This window comes from Embleya sp. L77 (genome assembly GCF_055557415.1).
Window position 1 is genome coordinate 255,881 of record NZ_CM145710.1, and the last position, 16,699, is coordinate 272,579.

Genomic DNA, 16,699 nt, shown 5'->3' on the forward strand with positions numbered 1-16,699 from the left:
CCGGCCCCAGACGGGCGGAGATCACCGGCAAACGGGTGCACCGACCGCGCCCGGTGCGGCAGTGGCGGCGTGGCGGGGAACCGGGGAACGGTGGTGTCGGATCGGCCGGCGCACCGTGAGAGAGGTATCGAACGATGGAGCAGTCGGAGCTGGAGAGCAGGATCCAGACGTTGGAGACGGGTCTGGCCGTTCAGGAGGCGGCCATGGCCGGGGCCCAGTCCACGCAGGCGGCGGCGCAGGCGGGGATGACGTCGACGTTCGCCGCGACGCAGAGCGGGACGTGGGCGGTGATGACCGCCGGCAGTGTCGCGCTGCTGGTGGGGATCTTCCTCGGTATCGCCATCGCGAAGGACTGACGGCCGGTCCCGCCCTACGGGACCGCCCCTCCGGTGGTGCGCCGCCCCCTGTCCGGCCTTTCGGCCGGGTGGGGGGCGGCCCGCTGCGAGGAGACCATGGTCCGGCAGGGGGCCCAGCGTTCGCCTCGCACAGGAAGCATTCCCTCGAGGGCGGCGAAGAGCACGGCAACGGTCCCGCGACCACCCGTTTGCGCCACGAACGACCGCCGTCAGGTGTGGAAGGCGGGTGTCGCCGAGGGCACCCGGCGCATGCCCGGCCAGGTGTAACGGGGCGGGAGCCGGGCGGGGCGTCGTCCGGCGACCTCACGGCGTGCAGCGCACGAGGCCGGACGCACGGACCGCACCCACTATGCGGGCGACCCGGCCAGGAGGGTCATCGTCGTCGGACCGAACCGATCCACGCCGAACAGATCCTCCGCGTCCGGGTCCGTCCGGAACCGCCCTCGAAGCCGGCGACCACCGGTCCAGGCTCCGGGCCTCGCCTGCGCTCCGCTCCGGCTGCGGCGACGACCACGTTTCGCAACGCGTCGACATCATCACCGTGTTCGTGGTCCGGGTCGGGTACGCCACCCGCTCGCGCCGGCTGGGGCGAAGCCGCGCGAAGACGCCCGCGACCCGGACCCCGCCCCCAGTACCCGAACACCCGGCCGGCCATGCCGCCGTGCGGCCGGGCCGGTGTCGGGCGGGGCATCGTTCCCCCCGTCGCCTGGGGTGTCGCCTGCCCCATCGTGCTGGGAAACGACGCCCCTGCCACCGGCCGGACCGCAGGCCGGCGCGCTTTGTGCACGCTCCAGGGCGCGCAGCCTGTATAGGGGTGCCTCGTTTTCATCGCTGCGGCGGCGGGGTTGCCTTTCCTGTTGCCGTACCTGTGGCGTTCCCTGTGGCGTTTCCTGTTGCCGTACCTGTTGCTTTTCGTGCTGCTTGGCCCAGGCGGCCGACGAGGCCTCTTCCGGGCCTGTGACCAGGACAAACGCACCGTCGGGAGGGGCGTCGGCGGCGCGCACTACTTCCCCCTGCGGATGTCGTCCGGGGACGGCGGCCCCTCGCCCCCTACAGGGAGAACCCGCGTCCCCGGTCCGGTTCGGCGAGCGTCGGCGGCCGCCGATGCCACTGTTGCTGTTGTTGGCGATGCCGTTCGGCGCGCTGCCGCTGGGCCTGGTGTTCCCGGTCGAGGTCGAGGGCCAGGCCCGTGAGGAGTGCGGTGCCCCGTGCGGTCGGGGTCATCGGCGTGCTGTTCTTGCGTTTTTGTTGGCGGTTGACGAGCGCGCTGCCGATGTCGGTTTCGAGGCGCTTGAGCTGCGTGATGAGAGCAGCCGGACGATCTGCCCGAGAACGCGGGCAATAAAGGGCGGTTCGGACGCCGCGCCCGGCCGGCTGCAAGTGGCAGGCCGGGCGCGCCCGTACGTTCCGGTCTCGGGTGGTCGGAGGATGTGGTGGGGGTCGGTCAGAGGATCGTCAGCGGGCCGGCGAACATGGTCGCCTTCTCGCGGGCGGTGATGTCGGGCGGGTTCTTCCACAGATCGATCAGTCCGAGCCCGGTCATCAGCGTCGTCTTGTCGTCGTCGCGCGGGGCGGGGTGTTGCAGGTCGAGCACGTGTCCGACTTCGTGGGCGTGCAGCCAGCGCATGTTGTACGGCGCGACGACCGCGCCCGGCTTGCCGACCGGGTGGGTGCCGCATCCGTCGATGTGGCCCAGCTCGTCGTGTTCGATCTGGGGGACGATGTAGATGACGATGTCCTTGGGACCGGCACCTGTGCGGTGGTTCGCCAGGGTGTTCTGGTCTGGCGTGGCCGGTGCCAGGGTTTCGTTGCAGAGGCCGACCTTCACGGTGTTCAGGCCCGGGATGGTGATCTGCTCGGTGCTGACCAGCTCGACGCCGATCTCGACCCGGCCGTAGAGGAACGCCATGTCCGCGATCTGGCTGCGGACCAGCTCGTGGTCGAGCGGCACGTTGACGGCCTTGACGTGGACGCGAATGCGTTCGGTGGTACGCCACGTGGTGCCGATCGTGCGGTCCGGCTTGACCCAGAACACGTCCAGCACATCGGCGCGCCGCGAGACCATGGTCAACGCGCCGGGCAGCGCGCGCTGCGCGGGGGTGGCGTCGGTCAAACCCCAGCCGCCGGGCACGCGTTCGTCGTACCCGAGGGACTGGACGCGGTTGTCCGCGGCCAGCCACGCGACGTCGAGCCGGCCCGGGGAGCGGCTGGCGGCCGCCAGCGACCCGGATTGCGCGGCGCCGGGCCAGGCGATCGGCCAGGGTGCGGGCCAGTTGGCGCCGGGGTTCCACGCGGTGGTGCCGATGCCGCCGTCCGGGCCGATCCAGAACACGTCGAGGTGGTCGGGGCGACGGGAGACCGCCGTCAATGCGGCGCGGCGGACGGTCGTACGGTCGCTGATCCGGACGTGGCCCGCCGGGGCGATCGACCGCGACGGCCAGTTCGCGTTGGGGTTCCACCACATGGTGGACACACCCCCGTCGGGACGGACCCAGAACAGGTCCAGGTGGTCGCGCGCCCGGGACACCACGCTCAGCGCGCCCGCCGGGTACTGCGCGGTGGCGGGTGCGGTGAGGGGCCACGGGTTGAGCCAGTCTTGGGTGGAGTGCTTGGCGGTGGTGCCGATGGCGCGGTCCGGGCCGATCCAGAAGACGTCGAGTTGATCGGTGTTGCGGGAGACCGCGGCGAGCGTGCCGGGAAGGGCGGCGCGGGACGGCGCGATGGACCGGGCCATGGTCCAGGCGGGTGCGGCCTCGTCCCATGCGGACGTCGAGACGCCGCCGTCCGGGCGGATCCAGAACACGTCGAGGTGCTGGGGGTTGCGGGCGACGGCGGCCAAGCCACCGGCCGACGTGCCGGGCGAGGCCGAGCCGGGCGGAGCGACCTGGCCGCCGCCCCAGCGGTACGTCCTGTCGGTCCACGCGGCGGTGTTGACGGCGCCGTCGGAGGAGATCCAGAACACGTCGAGCCGGCCGGATCCGCGCGCGACCGACGTGATGGTGCTGTTCTCGGCGGTGGCGGCGCCCGGCAGCGCGAAGTCCACCCCGCTCCACGCGCGGGCGGACGGCACGGGCGACAGCAGCGCCGCGAGCAGCGTGAGCGCCCAGATCGCGACCAGCCGGCGCGGCGCACTGCGCCGACGGCCGGTTGCTGTGCTCCCGTAGCGCGTGTGGGGCACGGGCGAGGTTGTCACGCTGACCGCGTCAGGGGTCGAACTTGCTTCAGGCAGTCTTCTGTTCATGGGCGTCCCGTTCTGCACGGCGGCCGCGGGGTGCGGCCGGTTCACGGGGGACGTGGCGGGAGGCGGGGGAATCTCTCAGGTTCCGCAGAATTTTTTTCGCAGGACTTTTTCGTGGACTTCGCCGCAGGCCCTTCTCGTCCTGACGTCGCGCGCGCCAGGACGGTCGGCGTCAGGGCGAGTCAGGACGGTGGCAGCAGGTCCCGGGCCGCGAAGACCCGGCGTGCCAACCACATCGCCGACAGCACGCGCGGGAACCCGGCGTACGGCAGCGCCTGCATGATCGCCTCGACCAGCTCGTGCGCGGTCGGCCCGGCGTGGAGCGCCGCCACGAGGTGGGCCTCGATCGAGCTGCCGTTCAGTGTCACCGAGGGCGATCAGTCCGCCGAGGACGACCGGTTCGCGACAGGCTGCGTCGAGGCCGGAGCGGGAGTGGATGTCACCGTACGCGAACTCGACGGCCAGGCGAGGCAGGTCGGCGCGACGTCGGCGAGTGCGGCGTACGCGCGGGCTCGTGGATCCCCCTCTGCGGCGCCGAGTTCCGCCTGGCGTGCGAGCCCTCGTGCGTACCGCGTGCCCCCCTCGGCGCCGTCTGCCGCCCCCGGCTCGCCCGCGGCGGCCACGCCGCCCGTCCACACCGACGGAGTGGCGGTCGAGGAAAGCCAGGACCCGGTGCCAAGCGTCCGCGCACGCGTTCTCCCACTCCGCGAAAGCCGCGTCGAAGAACGAATGCGGCGCGTCCGGGTAGACGTGCACGTCGTACGGCTTGCCCGCACGGTCGAACTCGTCGGTCAAAGCCTCGAAATTCGGCAGGTGTGGTGGTCACGTCGTCGCCGGCCGGCAGCATCAGCAGCGGAGCATCCAGCGCCGCCGCGCGGTCGCCGAAGAACCGTGGAGGCCCGTAGAACCCGACCGCTCCGGCCAGACCGAGCCCCGCCGCGGCCTTCGCCTCGACGCGTTCGGACAGCTTCAACACCAAGGAGAACTGCGGGCGAGGCTCGCCGTCGGCCGCCGCCTCGGCAAAACCGCTGCGGAAACCGCTCAGGACCTCGCGTACGTGCCCTGCCCGCTGATCGACCTCGCGGCGCTGTCCCCATCGGGGCGAACCAGTTGGAGAGACCGAGCTGCGATCGCCGTCACCGACGGATCGAAGTCGGCCGGCAAGATCCTCGCGAGTTCCAAGCGGCTCTCATAGGCCACCAAACCGCGGTTCGTCGCCGCCCAGTACCAGCCCGAGTAGTGCCGCCGCCCCGCGGACAATCGGAACTCGCGTACCGGCATCCCGCCAACGACCTCGCAGTTCGGGACCGTCCGGGCCCACGCGCAGCATCCGGCAGATCCGCACCACGAGCAGATGCCGGTCCCGGACGCGCAATTCGTTCGCTCGGGCGGCCGCGCGGAATTCGCCGGCGACGCGGGCGTAGGCGGCGCGGGCGTCTTCGTCGAGGTCGTGGAGCAGCGGCCACCCCTGTGTGAGGGCGATGTGCAGGCTGCGGCGGACGCCGTGTGGGGTGGCGAAGCCACCCCACACGGGTGTCCATCCGGTGGGTGTGCGTTCCACCGCGCCGAAGGTGGTGGGCAGGATCACGACGTCGGGGTGGGTGTGTGCGGCGCGGGCGGAGTCGTCGCGCACGTCGGCCGGGAAGCGGGGGCTCGTGTAGGCAAGTCGCGCAGCGAGAGCCGCTGTGCGTGTTCGGCGGCGGAGACGGGTGCGGTGGGATCGATGGTGAATCCGAGGTCCGGATCGGGGTCCCTCGCGCCCTGGCTCCAGTCCCCGGCATGCGGTGGGTGGCGACGCACCATGCACCTGCACTTCGTAGGATCCGGGCATGGTCTTCACCGCATTGCATCGCGTTCTCGGTCGTCCACCGGGCCCGTTGACAAACGACATGCTGGACGCGGCCGTCGCGGCCGGCGTGACGGAGACCGACGACCTGGACTGGAAGTCGGAGCTGCCCCCGGCGAAAGGTCTCCCGCAGACGGACTTCCCCAAGGACGTCGCGGCCATGGCCAACAGCGGCGGAGGCCTGATCGTGTTCGGCGTCCGTGAGACGCAGAAGGCAGCGACCGGGCGCACCGACGTGGGCGAGCTCGACGAGGTGTGTTCGGTTCGGGTACGGTCCTCGCCGTCCCCGGCAGCGACGGTGAACCGCCGTCGGGCTTGCGGCGCGGCCGCCCGGATGCCGACAACCACCCTGTCGGCGGGGGCCGTTCGACCACGGGCATGCGGTCGGACGTCAGACCTCGGATCTACCGTGCAACCGTCGGGTACGGCCCGACGGAACGCTCCGGGACGACGTCCACCCTGGGAGACACGATGGGCTTCTTCGACGCGCTCTTGAGACCGCCGGAGCCGCCGCCCGAACCTGGGCCGGAGTTCCGGGAACTCGGACCGGTGACGGAACACGATCCGGGCTCGGTGCCGAGTGACTGGTACCTGCCCGCCGTGGTGCCCGACAGGCGGCTGCTCGGTGCGGGCGAGTTCGCCAAAGTGCTGCTCACCGGCTTCTCCGTGTGGCCCAGCGGCGTCACACTCGAACTGGCCGTGGCCCGACGGCGGATCGGAAACGGTCCGGTCGGCCAACGGGCCATTCTGCTCGCCGTGGGTGGCATCACCGAGGAACTCCGGGTGGGCGTCATCCTCGCCGACGGCAGGATCGGGACGACGCTCGACCCCGAGATCCGGCCGCCGCTTCCCGACACCGGGAGGGTGACACTGCGCCGTCAGCACGGATACGGCGGAATGGGCGGCCCATTCGTCACCCGCCCCGCCCTCTACCTCGAACCCCTTCCACCCGAGGGGACGATGACACTCGTGGTCGAGTGGCCCGAAGAGGGCATCGCGGAGACACGCGTCGAGATCGACACGGGTGCAATCCGGGCGGCGGCCGCGGATGTCGTCGAACTGTGGCCCGGGATGCGGGAATCACCGCCCCGCGAACCCGATCGGGAGTCACCGGACTTCGCGGTCGGGAAGGGCCCTGCCACTTTGCGATCCGGTCGGCCGCCGGTTCCGACCGCGTCAGGCGCGTACCCGCCGCCCGGGCCTCCTCGACCGTTCCCCGAAGGAGCGCCCCGCCCTGCCCCGGGCTCGCGTCCCCGCCCAGCACCGCGTCCACGTCGTGCCCCCGGCGCGCTCCCGCCGCTCTCGGCCTCGTCTGCCGCGCACGTGACCGCCCACGCGCTGCCCGATCGCCTCGCCCCCCGACCGGATTGGGAGGGTGTCCAGGGCTTCGGAGACCTTGAGGTGGTCCGGGCCCGCCTGGCTGCGGGGGCGAATCCGTCCGAAGCCGTGAACGACGAGGGTTCCCCCCTGCACTTCGCCGCGCGCGGCGGCGCGGCCGAAGCCCTCGCGCTGCTCGCACACGCCGCAACCGACCTGGACCCCCTGGACGGGCGGCAGGAGACACCACTGTGGACCGCGCTCATCCACGGCAACGAGGCCTCCGTCGCGGTGCTGTTGGCTGCGGGGGCCGACCCGTATCGGCCCATCCACGGCGGGCGTTCGGCCGCGGATCTGGGCTGGCGCACGCCGATGGCCGCGCTGTTCGCGCAGCGGCCCGGCCATGTCCCGCCGACGGCGGCCGAGCGTGCGGAACAGGACGCGGCGGACCGGCTGATCTCGGTGTTCGAGGGGACGGAACTCTACGGACTGGGCGCGGCGTTCGTCGCGGGCATCGACGAGGCCGAGACCCTGCGTCGGCTCGGCCTGGACCCGGCTGCCTGCCCCCGGCTCGATCTCGCCCGCGATCCCGGACCCCACGGCACCGGCCCCGGGGGCTTCGATCCGCACGACGCGGACGAAAGTGTGCGGTGGGTGGGCGTGACCGGCGTCGAAGGGGGTTGTGTCCTGATCCAACGGCATGGACACCTGTGCGGAAACGCCGAGTTTTTGAGTCGGTTGACGCACGGGACGACCGCTGCCGGCGTGTACCTCAATCCGATCACCTACGACTACGCCGCCTTTTCCCGAAACGGTGCGAAGGTCTGGGAGAACGACCTCGGCCTGTACGTATTCCACCCGGACGAACCCGGGGAATGGCTGCACCGGCTGTGGGATCACACCGCGGATCTCGGAGCCCGGAAGCTGGCCTACCTCGCCGCCACGGCCGGTGTCCGGCTGTCCACGGCCGCGCCGGTCGTCGGGCACCCCGACCGCTGGGTCAGGGTGCCCGATCGGCACCGATGACCCTGCGGCAATCCCCGCCGTGGATCGTGTTTCATAGGTGTTCGCCTGTGCAACGCGCCGGCACCTCACGGTCGGCCTGCGCATCCGCAGTTTCATGGGTCGTGGCAAACGGTCCGACGTCCAAAACGCACCCATGAAACAGCCGGGAATCAGCTACAGAGAGCTACTGTCGTTTTCCGAAGTCGTGCGCACGGGAGTTCGGAGTCGTGCGCACGAGACCGTTCCGGACCGGCGCGAGTTGGTCCGTGGACGTACAGGGCGCCGGTGGGGACGTGGTCATGTGTAGGCGGCGACGGCGGCGAAGTAGATGGCCAAGCCGGTGGCCGCGGCGCCCGCGCCGGTGAGGATCGCCTTGGGGATGCCGACGCCGGATCGGTGGACGAGCAGGCCCGTGGCGATGGCGAGGTTGAGGGCGGTGGACAGGGCGAGCAGCAGGGACAGGATCTGCAGCGGGCTCATCGTGTGAACTCCCCACGGTGGTGGCGGCGGCCCCGGGGCGGGCCGTGCGAACGGGGTCGACGCCGGCTGTCCGGGCGGTCGTCCCACAGGAGTCCGCGGCGGATGGGACACACCGCGAGCCGAAGTGGGCCGGTGAACACTAGAGTTCACGCCCCGGCCGGGATCCGTGTCCGCCGCGGTGTCCAGGGGTGGGGTGGACACCCGCGGGCCGGGTGGGAGGGGACGGGTGTCCGTAGTTGACGCGCGACGAGCAGGTTGCGGCCGAAGCCGCGACGGGGTTGCTGCGGCGTCCGGACGTGGCGTTCAAGGCGATGGCGGACGATTATCCGGACTACGGGCCGGCTGCCTGAGTAGCGATCACCGATCAGTCCCAGACGGGCTCGCCTGTGTGCGTCGTCGTGGACAGCACATCGCAGCCCATGCTGCGGATGGCCGCGAGGAGGGTTGATCGCACTTGATCTTCGTCTTCGGTCGCCGCGGAGTTCGGTACCCGCGGACTGCTCGACGGCTACCGACGCGGGCAACGTCCTCACCCGGATCCGGGTGCTCACCACGAATCGGGCGGACGGGTCGAATGCGCCGTCGACGTGTTGGTGCCTGCCGGGCGCCATCCCTCTCGTCTCCCGTTCGTCGGGGCCGGCCGGCTGCCAGACTGGGGCGGTGACTACGGCGAAATCGGCGGCATCGCAGGGGCTTCCGGCGTCGAGGCTGGGCAGGAAGTTCACGCTGCTGTGGTCGGCCTCGTCGGTCTCCGCCGTGGGTGACGGCATGCGGGACGCGGCCCTGCCCTTGTTGGCCGCCACGGTGTCGTCGTCACCGAGCGCCGTGGCGTTGGTGACGGTGGCCGGAACGCTGCCCTGGCTGGTGATGTCCCTGGTGGGGGGTGTCCTGGCCGACCGGTTCGACCGGCGGCGCCTGATGTGGCAGGTCGACCTGGTGCGCGCCGTGGTGGTCCTGGGCTTCGCCGCGTGGGTGCTGGTCGCGAGCCCGCCGTTGGTGGTGCCGGTCCTGCTGGCCTTCGTGCTCGGATGCGGCGAGACGGTCTTCGTCAACGCGTCCACGTCCGCCCTGCCGGATGTGGTGCGGCCCGAGCAACTCGAGGCCGCCAACGGTCGTCTGGAGGGCGGTCTCATCGTCGGCGGACACTTCGTCGGCCCGCTGCTGGGCTCCGCCCTGTTCGTTGTCGGCGCGGGGTACCCGTTCGCCGTGGACGGCGTCTCCTTCGTCCTGGCCGCCGCCCTGGTGGCCGCGTTGGGTCGGTCGAGCGCGAGCACGCCGTCACCTCGTCGCCCGGTGGCGGCGGACATCCGCGAGGGCGTTCGCTGGACCTGGACGCACCGCGGGATCCGGCTGCTGGCCATCGTGGCAGCGGTGGCGTCGATGGCCTTCTATCTGGCGGTCACCATGCTGGTGCTGCTGTTGACGAAGACCCTGGGGGCGTCGCCCGTGGCGTACGGCATGGTGTTGGCCTCGGGTGCCGTCGGCGGAGCGTTGGCCGGCGTCACCTCGGGCCGGCTGCGCAACCGCCTCGGCCTGACGTCCAGAATCGGTCTGTCCTTCTTCCTGATGGGAGCCTCACTGCTGGGTCTGGGGGTCGGCTCCTCCGTGGCCTTGGCGGCCGTCCTGTATGCCGTGGCCAGTTTCGGTGTGGTGACCTGGAACGTGCAGGTGGTCTCCCTCAGGCAACGGGTCGTACCGCGTCGGCTTCTCGGTCGGGTCAACAGCTGCTACCTGTTGCTGAGCCGTCTGGGGATCTTGGTCGGCGCCGGGCTCAGCGGCTGGCTCGGTTCCGCGTTCTCCGTGCGCACCCCCGCCGTTCTCGGCGGTGTCGTCCTGCTCGCGTCCCTCGTCGTCGTCCCCAGGTTGGCGAGTCTCGAGGCGGTTCGAAGCCGACCCGCCGGACTCGACGGCGCAGCCGATCCGGATCCGGATCCGGATCCGGTCGACGATCCGACGCTCCCCCGGTGACCGGGCACCGCTTTCCGCAAGGCCGGGCGCGGCTCCCACCGCGCCCGGCCACGGTCACCGAACGACCGCGTACGCCTGTTGCCCACGCGGACTCGCCGCCGCCAGCACGCCGCCGTGCGAGTCCGGGCCCGTGGCACACACCTTGCCCAGGGTCATCGGCGCGACCGTCTGCACCTCGTGGCCGCGCCGGCGAAGCTCGGTCAGGACGGTCGGATCGAACCCGTCCTGCTCCACGACCGCGGCCAGCGGCCGCGCCCGACGGGGCGTGAACGAGCTCGGTACGTGATCGGTGTGGAAGGTCGCCGCTTCCACCGCCTGCTGGGGGCTCATGCCGAAGTCGACGTGGTTGACGAAGAAGTTCAGGGTCCACTGGTCCTGTTGGTCGCCCCCGGGCGTACCGAAGGCCAGGTAGGGCGCGCCGTCCCGGAGCGCCAAGGTCGGACTGAGCGTCGTACGGGGCCGTTTGCCGGGAGCGACGGAGTTGTTGTGCCCCTCGTCCAACCAGGCCATCTGGCCTCGGGTGCCCAGCGGAAATCCGAGACCGGGGACCACCGGGGAGCTCTTGAGCCACCCGCCACTGGGGGTGGCGACCACCATGTTGCCGTCGCGATCGGTCGCACTCACGCAACACGTGTCGCCCTTCGCCGCCGTCCGCTGCACGACGGTCGGGATGCCGTCGGCCAACTGCCGCAGCCAGTCCGGGTCGCCGGAGGAGGCGGACACGTCCAGTACCGGGGGAATCCACGGCTTTCGACCGTCGGGGGAGCCGGGGCGCAGGACATCGGACGCCTCGGATCCGATCAGGGTCCGGCGGGCCGCCGCGTAGACGGGGTCGAGGAGGCCGGCCAGCGGCACGTCGGCGTGCTCCGGGTCGCCGTACCACGCCTCCCGGTCCGCGAAGGCCAACTTGGCGGACTCGATCACGGTGTGCACGTGGTCCGCGCTCCCGAAGCCCATCGCGTTGATGTCGAAGCCCTCCAGCAGGGCCAGTTGCTGGAGGAAGACCGGGCCTTGGGACCAGGGACCCGCCTTGTGCACGCTGTGACCGCGGTAGTCGAGGGCCACGGTGGCCTCGACGGGTACCCGCCAGCCGGCCAGGTCGTCACCGGTGAGCAAGCCGCCGTTGTGCCGGCCGGTGGAGTCGATCGGCTCCTCGGTCGCCATGAACCGGTCGACGGCCTCGGCGACGAATCCCTCGTAGAAGGCCGAGATCGCGGCGTCCGCCTGTGCCTCGCGCGTTCGTCCGCCCGCCGTGGCCTCGGCGAGGATGCGGCGATACGTCCGGGCCAGCGCCGGATTGCGCATCCGGGCGCCGGGCGCGGGAGCCGCGCCGTGGTGCAGATAGGTACGGCCGGACTCGGTCCACTCGTCGCGGAAGAGCGGCGCCATCACCTCGATCATCGCGGCGGTTTTGGGCAGCAGCGGATATCCGTCCTCGGCGTAGCCGATCGCGGGCTCCAGCACGTCCTGTACCGTCAGCCGGCCGAAGTCGCGCAGCAGGCGCATCCAGGCGCCGAAGGCCCCGGGCACGGTGGCCGCCAGCAGTCCGGAGCCGGGTATCACCGCCAGCCCGCGCCGGCGAAACGCCTCGGGCGTCGCCTGCCGCGGCATCGGACCCTGTCCGCAGACGATCTGGGTGGACCCGGTCGCCGCGTCGTAGACCATGATCGGGACGTCTCCGCCGGGTCCGTTGAGATGCGGCTCCACCACCTGGATGACCAGGGCCGCGGCGGTGGCGGCGTCGAACGCGTTCCCGCCGCGGTCGAACATCGCCACGCCCGCCGCCGAAGCGAGCCAGTGCGTGGAGGAGACCGCGCACGCGGTGCCGTGCAGTTCCGGACGATGCAGCACGAGACGTCCTTCCGAGGGGTCGGTCAAGGGGATTCGACGGGGTCCGCGAGGTGTCCGGAGGCGACCGGTGTCACCCGGCCGGTCACGCTGCCTCGCACCACCAGGCCGTTCTCGACCGTCACCGTGCACTCGAGCAGTGCGGGGCGGCCCGCCTCGGCTCCCTGGTGGACCGTGTATCCGTGCTCGCCGTTCGTGGCGGGCAGTCGGCCGGCGACGATCAGCCACCCGCCCAGGGCCATGGCCACCGGTCCGCAGGCGGGGTCCTCGGGGATGCCGAAGCCGGGGGCGAACAGCCGGGCCCGGGCGAGGCGATCGGCCGGGTCCCAGGTGAACAGGCACAGAGCCGGCAGCGCGACGTCGCGCATGTGCGCGTAGTCGGGTCGGGCCCGGGCGATCGCGCCGGCGCGGACCGGGAGCACCGCGAAGCCCCCGCCGAAGCCCGCCAGTCGCGGCCCGCCGTCGCCGTCCGCATCGGCGAGGTCGGCCTCGGTCAGCCCCACCGCGTCGAGCAGTGGTTGCCGATCCAGCGGCTCGCCGCGCACCGGCCCGGTCGCGTGCAGGGTGGCGCGGTCGGCCCGCGCCGCGAGCACCTGGCGTCCGGTGCCACATTCCTGCACCAGGTGGCCGGTGGGAACGCGGCCCAACCGAGCCAGCGTGGCGGCGGTCCCCACGCCGGAATGCGCGCCGTGCGGTGATTCGGCGTCCGGACCGAAGACGCGTACCCGGTACGACGCGTCGGGCGAGGTCGCGGGGAGGACGAAGGCGGTTTCCGCGGCGCCGAGTTCCGCCGCGACGCACTGCATCACGGCGGACGACAGTCCCGTCGCGTCGGGGACCACGGCCAGGGCGCTGCCCGTGAAGGGACGGTCGGTGAACATGTTGACGAGCTCGTAGGCGATCATCGTGTGCCCGTCGACGTGAAGAGCTTGCCGGCGATCCGCTCCACGACCTCGGGGCTGCCCTGGTAGGGGAAGTCGGCTCGGGGCCAATGGACGACCAGGTCGGTGAAGCCGATGTCCGCGAACAGGCCGCAGGCGTCCTCGTAGGCGTCCACCGAATCGATCACGCCGGTGATCATCGCGCCGGTGACGACCAGGCGGCGCACCGTCGAGGGGTCGCGGCCGATGTCCGCGCACGCCGCGTCGAGGGCGTGCGCCTGTGCGCGAAGCTTCGCGATCGCCGGTGCGTAGCCGCTCGGTTCACCCCAGCCGGGATCGCCGGCCGTCACCCAGGTGTCGGCGTGGCGAGCCGCCAGCCGGATGCCTCGGGGGCCGGTCGCGGCGATGGCCAGGGGCAGGCGCGGGCGCTGGACGCAGCCCGGCACCATGAAGGCGCCGTGGGCTTCGAACCAGGCACCCCGGTGGTCGGTCACCCGTCGGCGCAGCAGCAGGTCGGTCATTTCGACGAACTCCGCGAAACGGTCGTGGCGTTCGGCCGGCGACGGGGGTGTGTGGCCCAGCACCCGGTCGTCGTGGCCTCCGGCGCCGGCGCCGAGTCCGCAGATCAGCCGGCCGTCCGAGATGTCGTCGAGGGTCATCAATTCCTTGGCGAAGGTCACCGGGTGCCGGTAGGACGCGCCGGCGACCATCGTCCCGAGTCCGATCCGGGAGGTGGCCTCGGCCGCGGCCGCCAGCGTGGGGACGGCGCCGAACCAGGGCTTTTCGCGCAACCATCGCCACATCAGGTGGTCGTAGGTCCACGCGTGGTCGAAGCCGAGTTCCTCGGCGCGCGTCCACAGTCGCCGCGCGTGCGACCAGCGCTGCTCGGGCAGCAGGATCACCCCGTGCCGCATGGGGCTCACGAGGCGGTCATCTCCTTGGCCACCCGGGCCGCGGAGAAGCCGGCGGCCAGACCGGCGACGCGAAAGAGCGAGGGGGTCAGATCCTCCTCGCACTCCACGATGTCGGGGTGTCGCATCTCCGCCAATGTCTCGTCCCGGCTCTCCGGCGACCCCGGGTACAGGCCGTTCGTGGCGAGGTCCATCACGATGGCCTTGTTGCGCCGCAGCAATTGCGCCAGGATCTCCTGCCGCGTGGTCGGCGCCCGCAGGGTCAGGAAGTAGCAGTCGAAGATCCCCTCCCACATGCGGGGCTGGTTGGCGTCGCGTTGCGCGACCGACTGCTGGAGCAGCGACCTGCCGCCTTCCACCAGCTTGGCCGCGACCCCCAGGTGGATGCGGTGGCTCAACTCGACCTGTCGGACCAGCCGTTCCCGCTCGGAGTCGACCACGGGTGGCAGTTTCCGGCCTCGGAACAGGCTTCGTACCGGCGGGTAGTCCGGCGCCCAGGTACCGCTGAAGGTGCTGTGCAGCCGATGCATGCTCGGTCGGATGTCCGCGTTGTAGATGGCGCTGTTGCACGAGCCCGTGTACAGCAGCATCCCGCAGTACGCCCGCACGTATTCCGTCACGGCGACCGAGGCGGCCTCGCGGTCCTTCGGGTTCGAGGACAGTCGCGACAGTTCGTCCGCCAGCAGGCGCCAGATCACGAAGGAGACGTGATGGCCGATGATCCAGCGAAACCAGAACAGTTGCCCCAGGCGGCTGTCGTCGACGGGTGGGGTGATCCCGAAGCCCTCCTTGGCCCGGGCCAGAAAGCCCAGGCACGCGTCGTCGAGGTCGGCTTCGTCGCGACTGCCGCCGTCGGGCGCGGCGCTGTTCGGCGCCGGCATCGTCAGCGGTTCCAGGCCGTAGGGGTAGTCGCCGAAGTCCCAGCCGTTGGTGCCGGGCAGGGAGAGTGCGGCGACGGCCGACGGGCGCCTCATGCGTTTTCCCCCACTGCTCCCCCGATGCAGGTGAACTCGAATTCCAGGCCGTTCACGTCGAGACAGTAGAAACTTTGGGTGCCCTGCGCGTCGGTCACGATCTCGGTGGGTTGCTCCGGGTCGACGAACGCGTAGCGGTGCGAACCGGAGAGTTCCAACCAACGGCTGCGCCAGGTACGCAGTTCGGCGGGCGTTTCGACGCTCAGGCACACGTGTTGGAAACAAGGTGCGTCCGGCGCGGCCCGGCGCTCGGCGGGAGTGCCGCGTTCGAAGAGATGGAAGTGCGCGGCCCCGACGGCCAGTTCGGCCATCCGCACGACGCCGGGCAGGCGGGATACGGTCAGGTCCGAGAATATGTCCGTCGCCCAGGTCAGCCGGCCGCCGAAGAAGTCCTCGTACCATGAAATCGAGTTGTCGAGGTTGTCCGTCTGCACCGCGATGTGGTGCAGAACGGGCACCGATTCGAGATCGGGCATACGAATCCTCTCCGGTGGCCGGCGGCCTGCGTCGGCCCGGTTCCGACATCCTGCGCGGCTCAGAGCCTTTCGAGTTCGAAGATGACCTCGCCGACGGCGATGTCGATCGAATTTTTGCTCCTGAGCCGCCAACCGCCTTCCTCGAAAACGGATTCCCAGTCGCGCACGGTCGGAATGAAGGTGCCCATCATGTCGTGCGCGACCTCGAATCCCAGCGCGAAGATCGGCAGGTCACGGTCGGCGACTCCCTCGCTGCGGGTGGCGTCACCCAGCAGGAATCTGCGCGCCCGCGGGAACAGGGTGCGCAGCCGCCGAAGGTTTTCGATGCACCGTTGCCGGGGCCAGAAGTCGTGCCCCATCATGAAACAGGTCAGGAGTTCGACCTCTTCGAACGCCGGAACCGGGGCCATCGTCAGCACGTCGGCCTGCACGAACGTCATCCGGTCGGCAAGGCCGGCCGCGGCCGCCGCGGCGGTTGCCATCCGTACGGCCGGCTGGGCGATGTCGATGCCCACGGCCCGGGTACCCGGATGGCGGCCGAGGAGTTGCATGAGCCGCTCGCCGCTGCCGCAGCCCAGGTCGGCGACGACGTGAAAGTCGAAGTCCAGGCCCTGCACCGTCTGCCAGAACCAGGGGTCGTAGCAGAACTCGCTGATCTCCCGGCACGCGAAGGCGATGGCGGCGCTGTCGCGCGGGCAGAAATTTCCCACCCGGTTCTCGGTGCGCACGACCTCGGGCGCCCGCCGGAACAGATCGGCACTCCCCCTGGTGAGCCAGTGAAAGAACGATTTGTTTCGGTATGCCTCGGAGAAGTGGACGCCCGGTAATATCTTGAACTCTTCGCGCTCGACGATCTCGACCGCCGACAGTGCCCGAAAGAGGCCGAGAACGGAAACGGTGTCGAGTCCCCGTTCGGCCGCGAAACTCTGCACGTCGAGCATTCCCTGCGTGTGTAACTCGTCAAACATACCGAGTTCCCAGGCGGCCCCGATGGCCGAAGCCGCCACCGCAGAATTGTATATGTGGGTTATCGCTCTTTCGCTGTCCCCCGGCGTCACATCCACCCCTCTCACGCAAAATGGTGAGAAACAAAAATTTACGACAGGCGACATTTAATATCCATGATCACGATCGGATAACGCAAGTGACGTGCGTCACATCGGCCTCGTGTTGACAGGGCGACCGCACCGACGGCAGGTTCACCATGACCCACCTGGACGACCAGGGCCGCCGACCACTCGGCACGCCGGGACGGCGGCTTGGATTCATGTCACCCCGCCTGCCTTGCGGCCTCCCTGGATAGGGCTTGGCGCGACCGTCGGACCGGAATGCGGCAGAGTGACTGGAGTTCACGTTGTCCGATTCGTCAGCAGACATACACTTATCAGGAAATTCTTCC

General features: G+C 70.7%; 16 protein-coding genes and 2 pseudogenes. 6 read left to right on the forward strand and 12 right to left on the reverse strand.

All coding sequences use genetic code 11. The features are described 5' to 3' along the window. Positions 1-134: 134 nt before the first annotated feature. Complete coding sequence (locus ACZOOI_RS31065; protein WP_465278790.1) at positions 135-356, forward strand: hypothetical protein; 222 nt, start codon at positions 135-137, stop codon at positions 354-356. Between the two features lie 1,050 nt (positions 357-1,406). Here the strand turns inward: ACZOOI_RS31065 and ACZOOI_RS31070 are convergent. From ACZOOI_RS31070 to ACZOOI_RS31085, 4 genes and pseudogenes are all read right to left on the reverse strand, one after another. After that, on the reverse strand, positions 1,407-1,580 hold the full coding sequence (locus tag ACZOOI_RS31070; RefSeq protein WP_465282885.1) for a hypothetical protein: 174 nt from the start codon (positions 1,578-1,580) through the stop codon (positions 1,407-1,409). 220 nt (positions 1,581-1,800) lie between these two features. Continuing rightward, entirely contained in the window at positions 1,801-3,534 is a 1,734-nt protein-coding gene (locus ACZOOI_RS31075) for a PLL family lectin (RefSeq protein ID WP_465282886.1), read from the reverse strand. A 242-nt stretch (positions 3,535-3,776) separates the two neighbouring features. After that, positions 3,777-3,962, reverse strand: a complete 186-nt coding sequence (locus tag ACZOOI_RS31080) for a carboxymuconolactone decarboxylase family protein (protein WP_465282887.1) — start codon at positions 3,960-3,962, stop codon at positions 3,777-3,779. Between the two features lie 337 nt (positions 3,963-4,299). Further along, positions 4,300-4,350 (reverse strand): annotated as a pseudogene (locus ACZOOI_RS31085) (hypothetical protein); the annotation flags it as partial. 10 nt (positions 4,351-4,360) lie between these two features. Between ACZOOI_RS31085 and ACZOOI_RS31090 the strand changes: the two are divergent. Then, on the forward strand, positions 4,361-4,789 hold the full coding sequence (locus tag ACZOOI_RS31090; RefSeq protein WP_465282888.1) for a hypothetical protein: 429 nt from the start codon (positions 4,361-4,363) through the stop codon (positions 4,787-4,789). On the opposite strand, the gene ACZOOI_RS31095 is transcribed toward ACZOOI_RS31090, so the two are convergent. Further along, the gene (locus ACZOOI_RS31095) at positions 4,784-5,602 is read right to left on the reverse strand and encodes a DUF5954 family protein (protein WP_465282889.1); all 819 of its coding nucleotides are present in this window, start codon (positions 5,600-5,602) and stop codon (positions 4,784-4,786) included. The genes ACZOOI_RS31090 and ACZOOI_RS31095 overlap by 6 nt on opposite strands. On the opposite strand from ACZOOI_RS31095, the gene ACZOOI_RS31100 reads away from it, so the two are divergent. Next, positions 5,484-5,936 carry an AlbA family DNA-binding domain-containing protein gene (locus ACZOOI_RS31100; RefSeq protein ID WP_465282890.1) on the forward strand — a complete coding sequence of 151 codons (453 nt, stop codon included), beginning with the start codon at positions 5,484-5,486 and terminating at the stop codon, positions 5,934-5,936. The genes ACZOOI_RS31095 and ACZOOI_RS31100 overlap by 119 nt on opposite strands. Positions 5,937-5,989: 53 nt before the next feature. Continuing rightward, on the forward strand, positions 5,990-7,783 hold the full coding sequence (locus tag ACZOOI_RS31105) for an ankyrin repeat domain-containing protein (RefSeq protein ID WP_465282891.1): 1,794 nt from the start codon (positions 5,990-5,992) through the stop codon (positions 7,781-7,783). A gap of 276 nt (positions 7,784-8,059) precedes the next feature. On the opposite strand, the gene ACZOOI_RS31110 is transcribed toward ACZOOI_RS31105, so the two are convergent. Continuing rightward, complete coding sequence (locus ACZOOI_RS31110) at positions 8,060-8,242, reverse strand: hypothetical protein (protein ID WP_465282892.1); 183 nt, start codon at positions 8,240-8,242, stop codon at positions 8,060-8,062. Between the two features lie 239 nt (positions 8,243-8,481). Here ACZOOI_RS31110 and ACZOOI_RS31115 point away from each other — a divergent pair. Continuing rightward, positions 8,482-8,565 (forward strand): annotated as a pseudogene (locus ACZOOI_RS31115) (DUF6192 family protein); the annotation flags it as partial. Between the two features lie 337 nt (positions 8,566-8,902). Continuing rightward, entirely contained in the window at positions 8,903-10,210 is a 1,308-nt protein-coding gene (locus ACZOOI_RS31120; protein ID WP_465282893.1) for an MFS transporter, read from the forward strand. Positions 10,211-10,264: 54 nt separating this feature from the next. On the opposite strand, the gene ACZOOI_RS31125 is transcribed toward ACZOOI_RS31120, so the two are convergent. From ACZOOI_RS31125 to ACZOOI_RS31150, 6 genes are read right to left on the reverse strand one after another with little or no spacing between them, the layout of a single operon-like run. Continuing rightward, entirely contained in the window at positions 10,265-12,061 is a 1,797-nt protein-coding gene (locus ACZOOI_RS31125; protein WP_465282894.1) for a gamma-glutamyltransferase family protein, read from the reverse strand. Between the two features lie 23 nt (positions 12,062-12,084). Beyond that, entirely contained in the window at positions 12,085-12,963 is an 879-nt protein-coding gene (locus tag ACZOOI_RS31130) for a PhzF family phenazine biosynthesis protein (protein WP_465282895.1), read from the reverse strand. Further along, positions 12,960-13,853, reverse strand: a complete 894-nt coding sequence (locus ACZOOI_RS31135; protein ID WP_465284188.1) for an LLM class flavin-dependent oxidoreductase — start codon at positions 13,851-13,853, stop codon at positions 12,960-12,962. The genes ACZOOI_RS31130 and ACZOOI_RS31135 overlap by 4 nt, the downstream gene beginning before the upstream one ends. 5 nt (positions 13,854-13,858) lie before the next feature. Then, positions 13,859-14,824: a hypothetical protein gene (locus ACZOOI_RS31140; protein ID WP_391587943.1), complete on the reverse strand. Its 966-nt coding sequence runs from the start codon at positions 14,822-14,824 to the stop codon at positions 13,859-13,861. Next, positions 14,821-15,300, reverse strand: a complete 480-nt coding sequence (locus tag ACZOOI_RS31145) for a VOC family protein (RefSeq protein ID WP_465282896.1) — start codon at positions 15,298-15,300, stop codon at positions 14,821-14,823. The genes ACZOOI_RS31140 and ACZOOI_RS31145 overlap by 4 nt, the downstream gene beginning before the upstream one ends. A gap of 59 nt (positions 15,301-15,359) precedes the next feature. Next, positions 15,360-16,307 (reverse strand): class I SAM-dependent methyltransferase, encoded by a 948-nt coding sequence (locus tag ACZOOI_RS31150; RefSeq protein WP_465282897.1) that lies wholly within the window; start codon positions 16,305-16,307, stop codon positions 15,360-15,362. Between the last annotated feature and the right edge of the window lie 392 nt (positions 16,308-16,699).

Bases quoted from the DNA above. Each gene is read 5' to 3' on its own strand.
- ACZOOI_RS31065 (WP_465278790.1), top strand. From the start codon at position 135: ATGGAGCAGTCGGAGCTGGAGAGCAGGATCCAGACGTTGGAGACGGGT.
- ACZOOI_RS31070 (WP_465282885.1), bottom strand. From the start codon at position 1,580: ATGACCCCGACCGCACGGGGCACCGCACTCCTCACGGGCCTGGCCCTC.
- ACZOOI_RS31100 (WP_465282890.1), top strand. From the start codon at position 5,484: ATGCTGGACGCGGCCGTCGCGGCCGGCGTGACGGAGACCGACGACCTG.
- ACZOOI_RS31095 (WP_465282889.1), bottom strand. From the start codon at position 5,602: ATGGCCGCGACGTCCTTGGGGAAGTCCGTCTGCGGGAGACCTTTCGCC.
- ACZOOI_RS31110 (WP_465282892.1), bottom strand. From the start codon at position 8,242: ATGAGCCCGCTGCAGATCCTGTCCCTGCTGCTCGCCCTGTCCACCGCC.
- ACZOOI_RS31130 (WP_465282895.1), bottom strand. From the start codon at position 12,963: ATGATCGCCTACGAGCTCGTCAACATGTTCACCGACCGTCCCTTCACG.
- ACZOOI_RS31135 (WP_465284188.1), bottom strand. From the start codon at position 13,853: ATGCGGCACGGGGTGATCCTGCTGCCCGAGCAGCGCTGGTCGCACGCG.
- ACZOOI_RS31140 (WP_391587943.1), bottom strand. From the start codon at position 14,824: ATGAGGCGCCCGTCGGCCGTCGCCGCACTCTCCCTGCCCGGCACCAAC.
- ACZOOI_RS31145 (WP_465282896.1), bottom strand. From the start codon at position 15,300: ATGCCCGATCTCGAATCGGTGCCCGTTCTGCACCACATCGCGGTGCAG.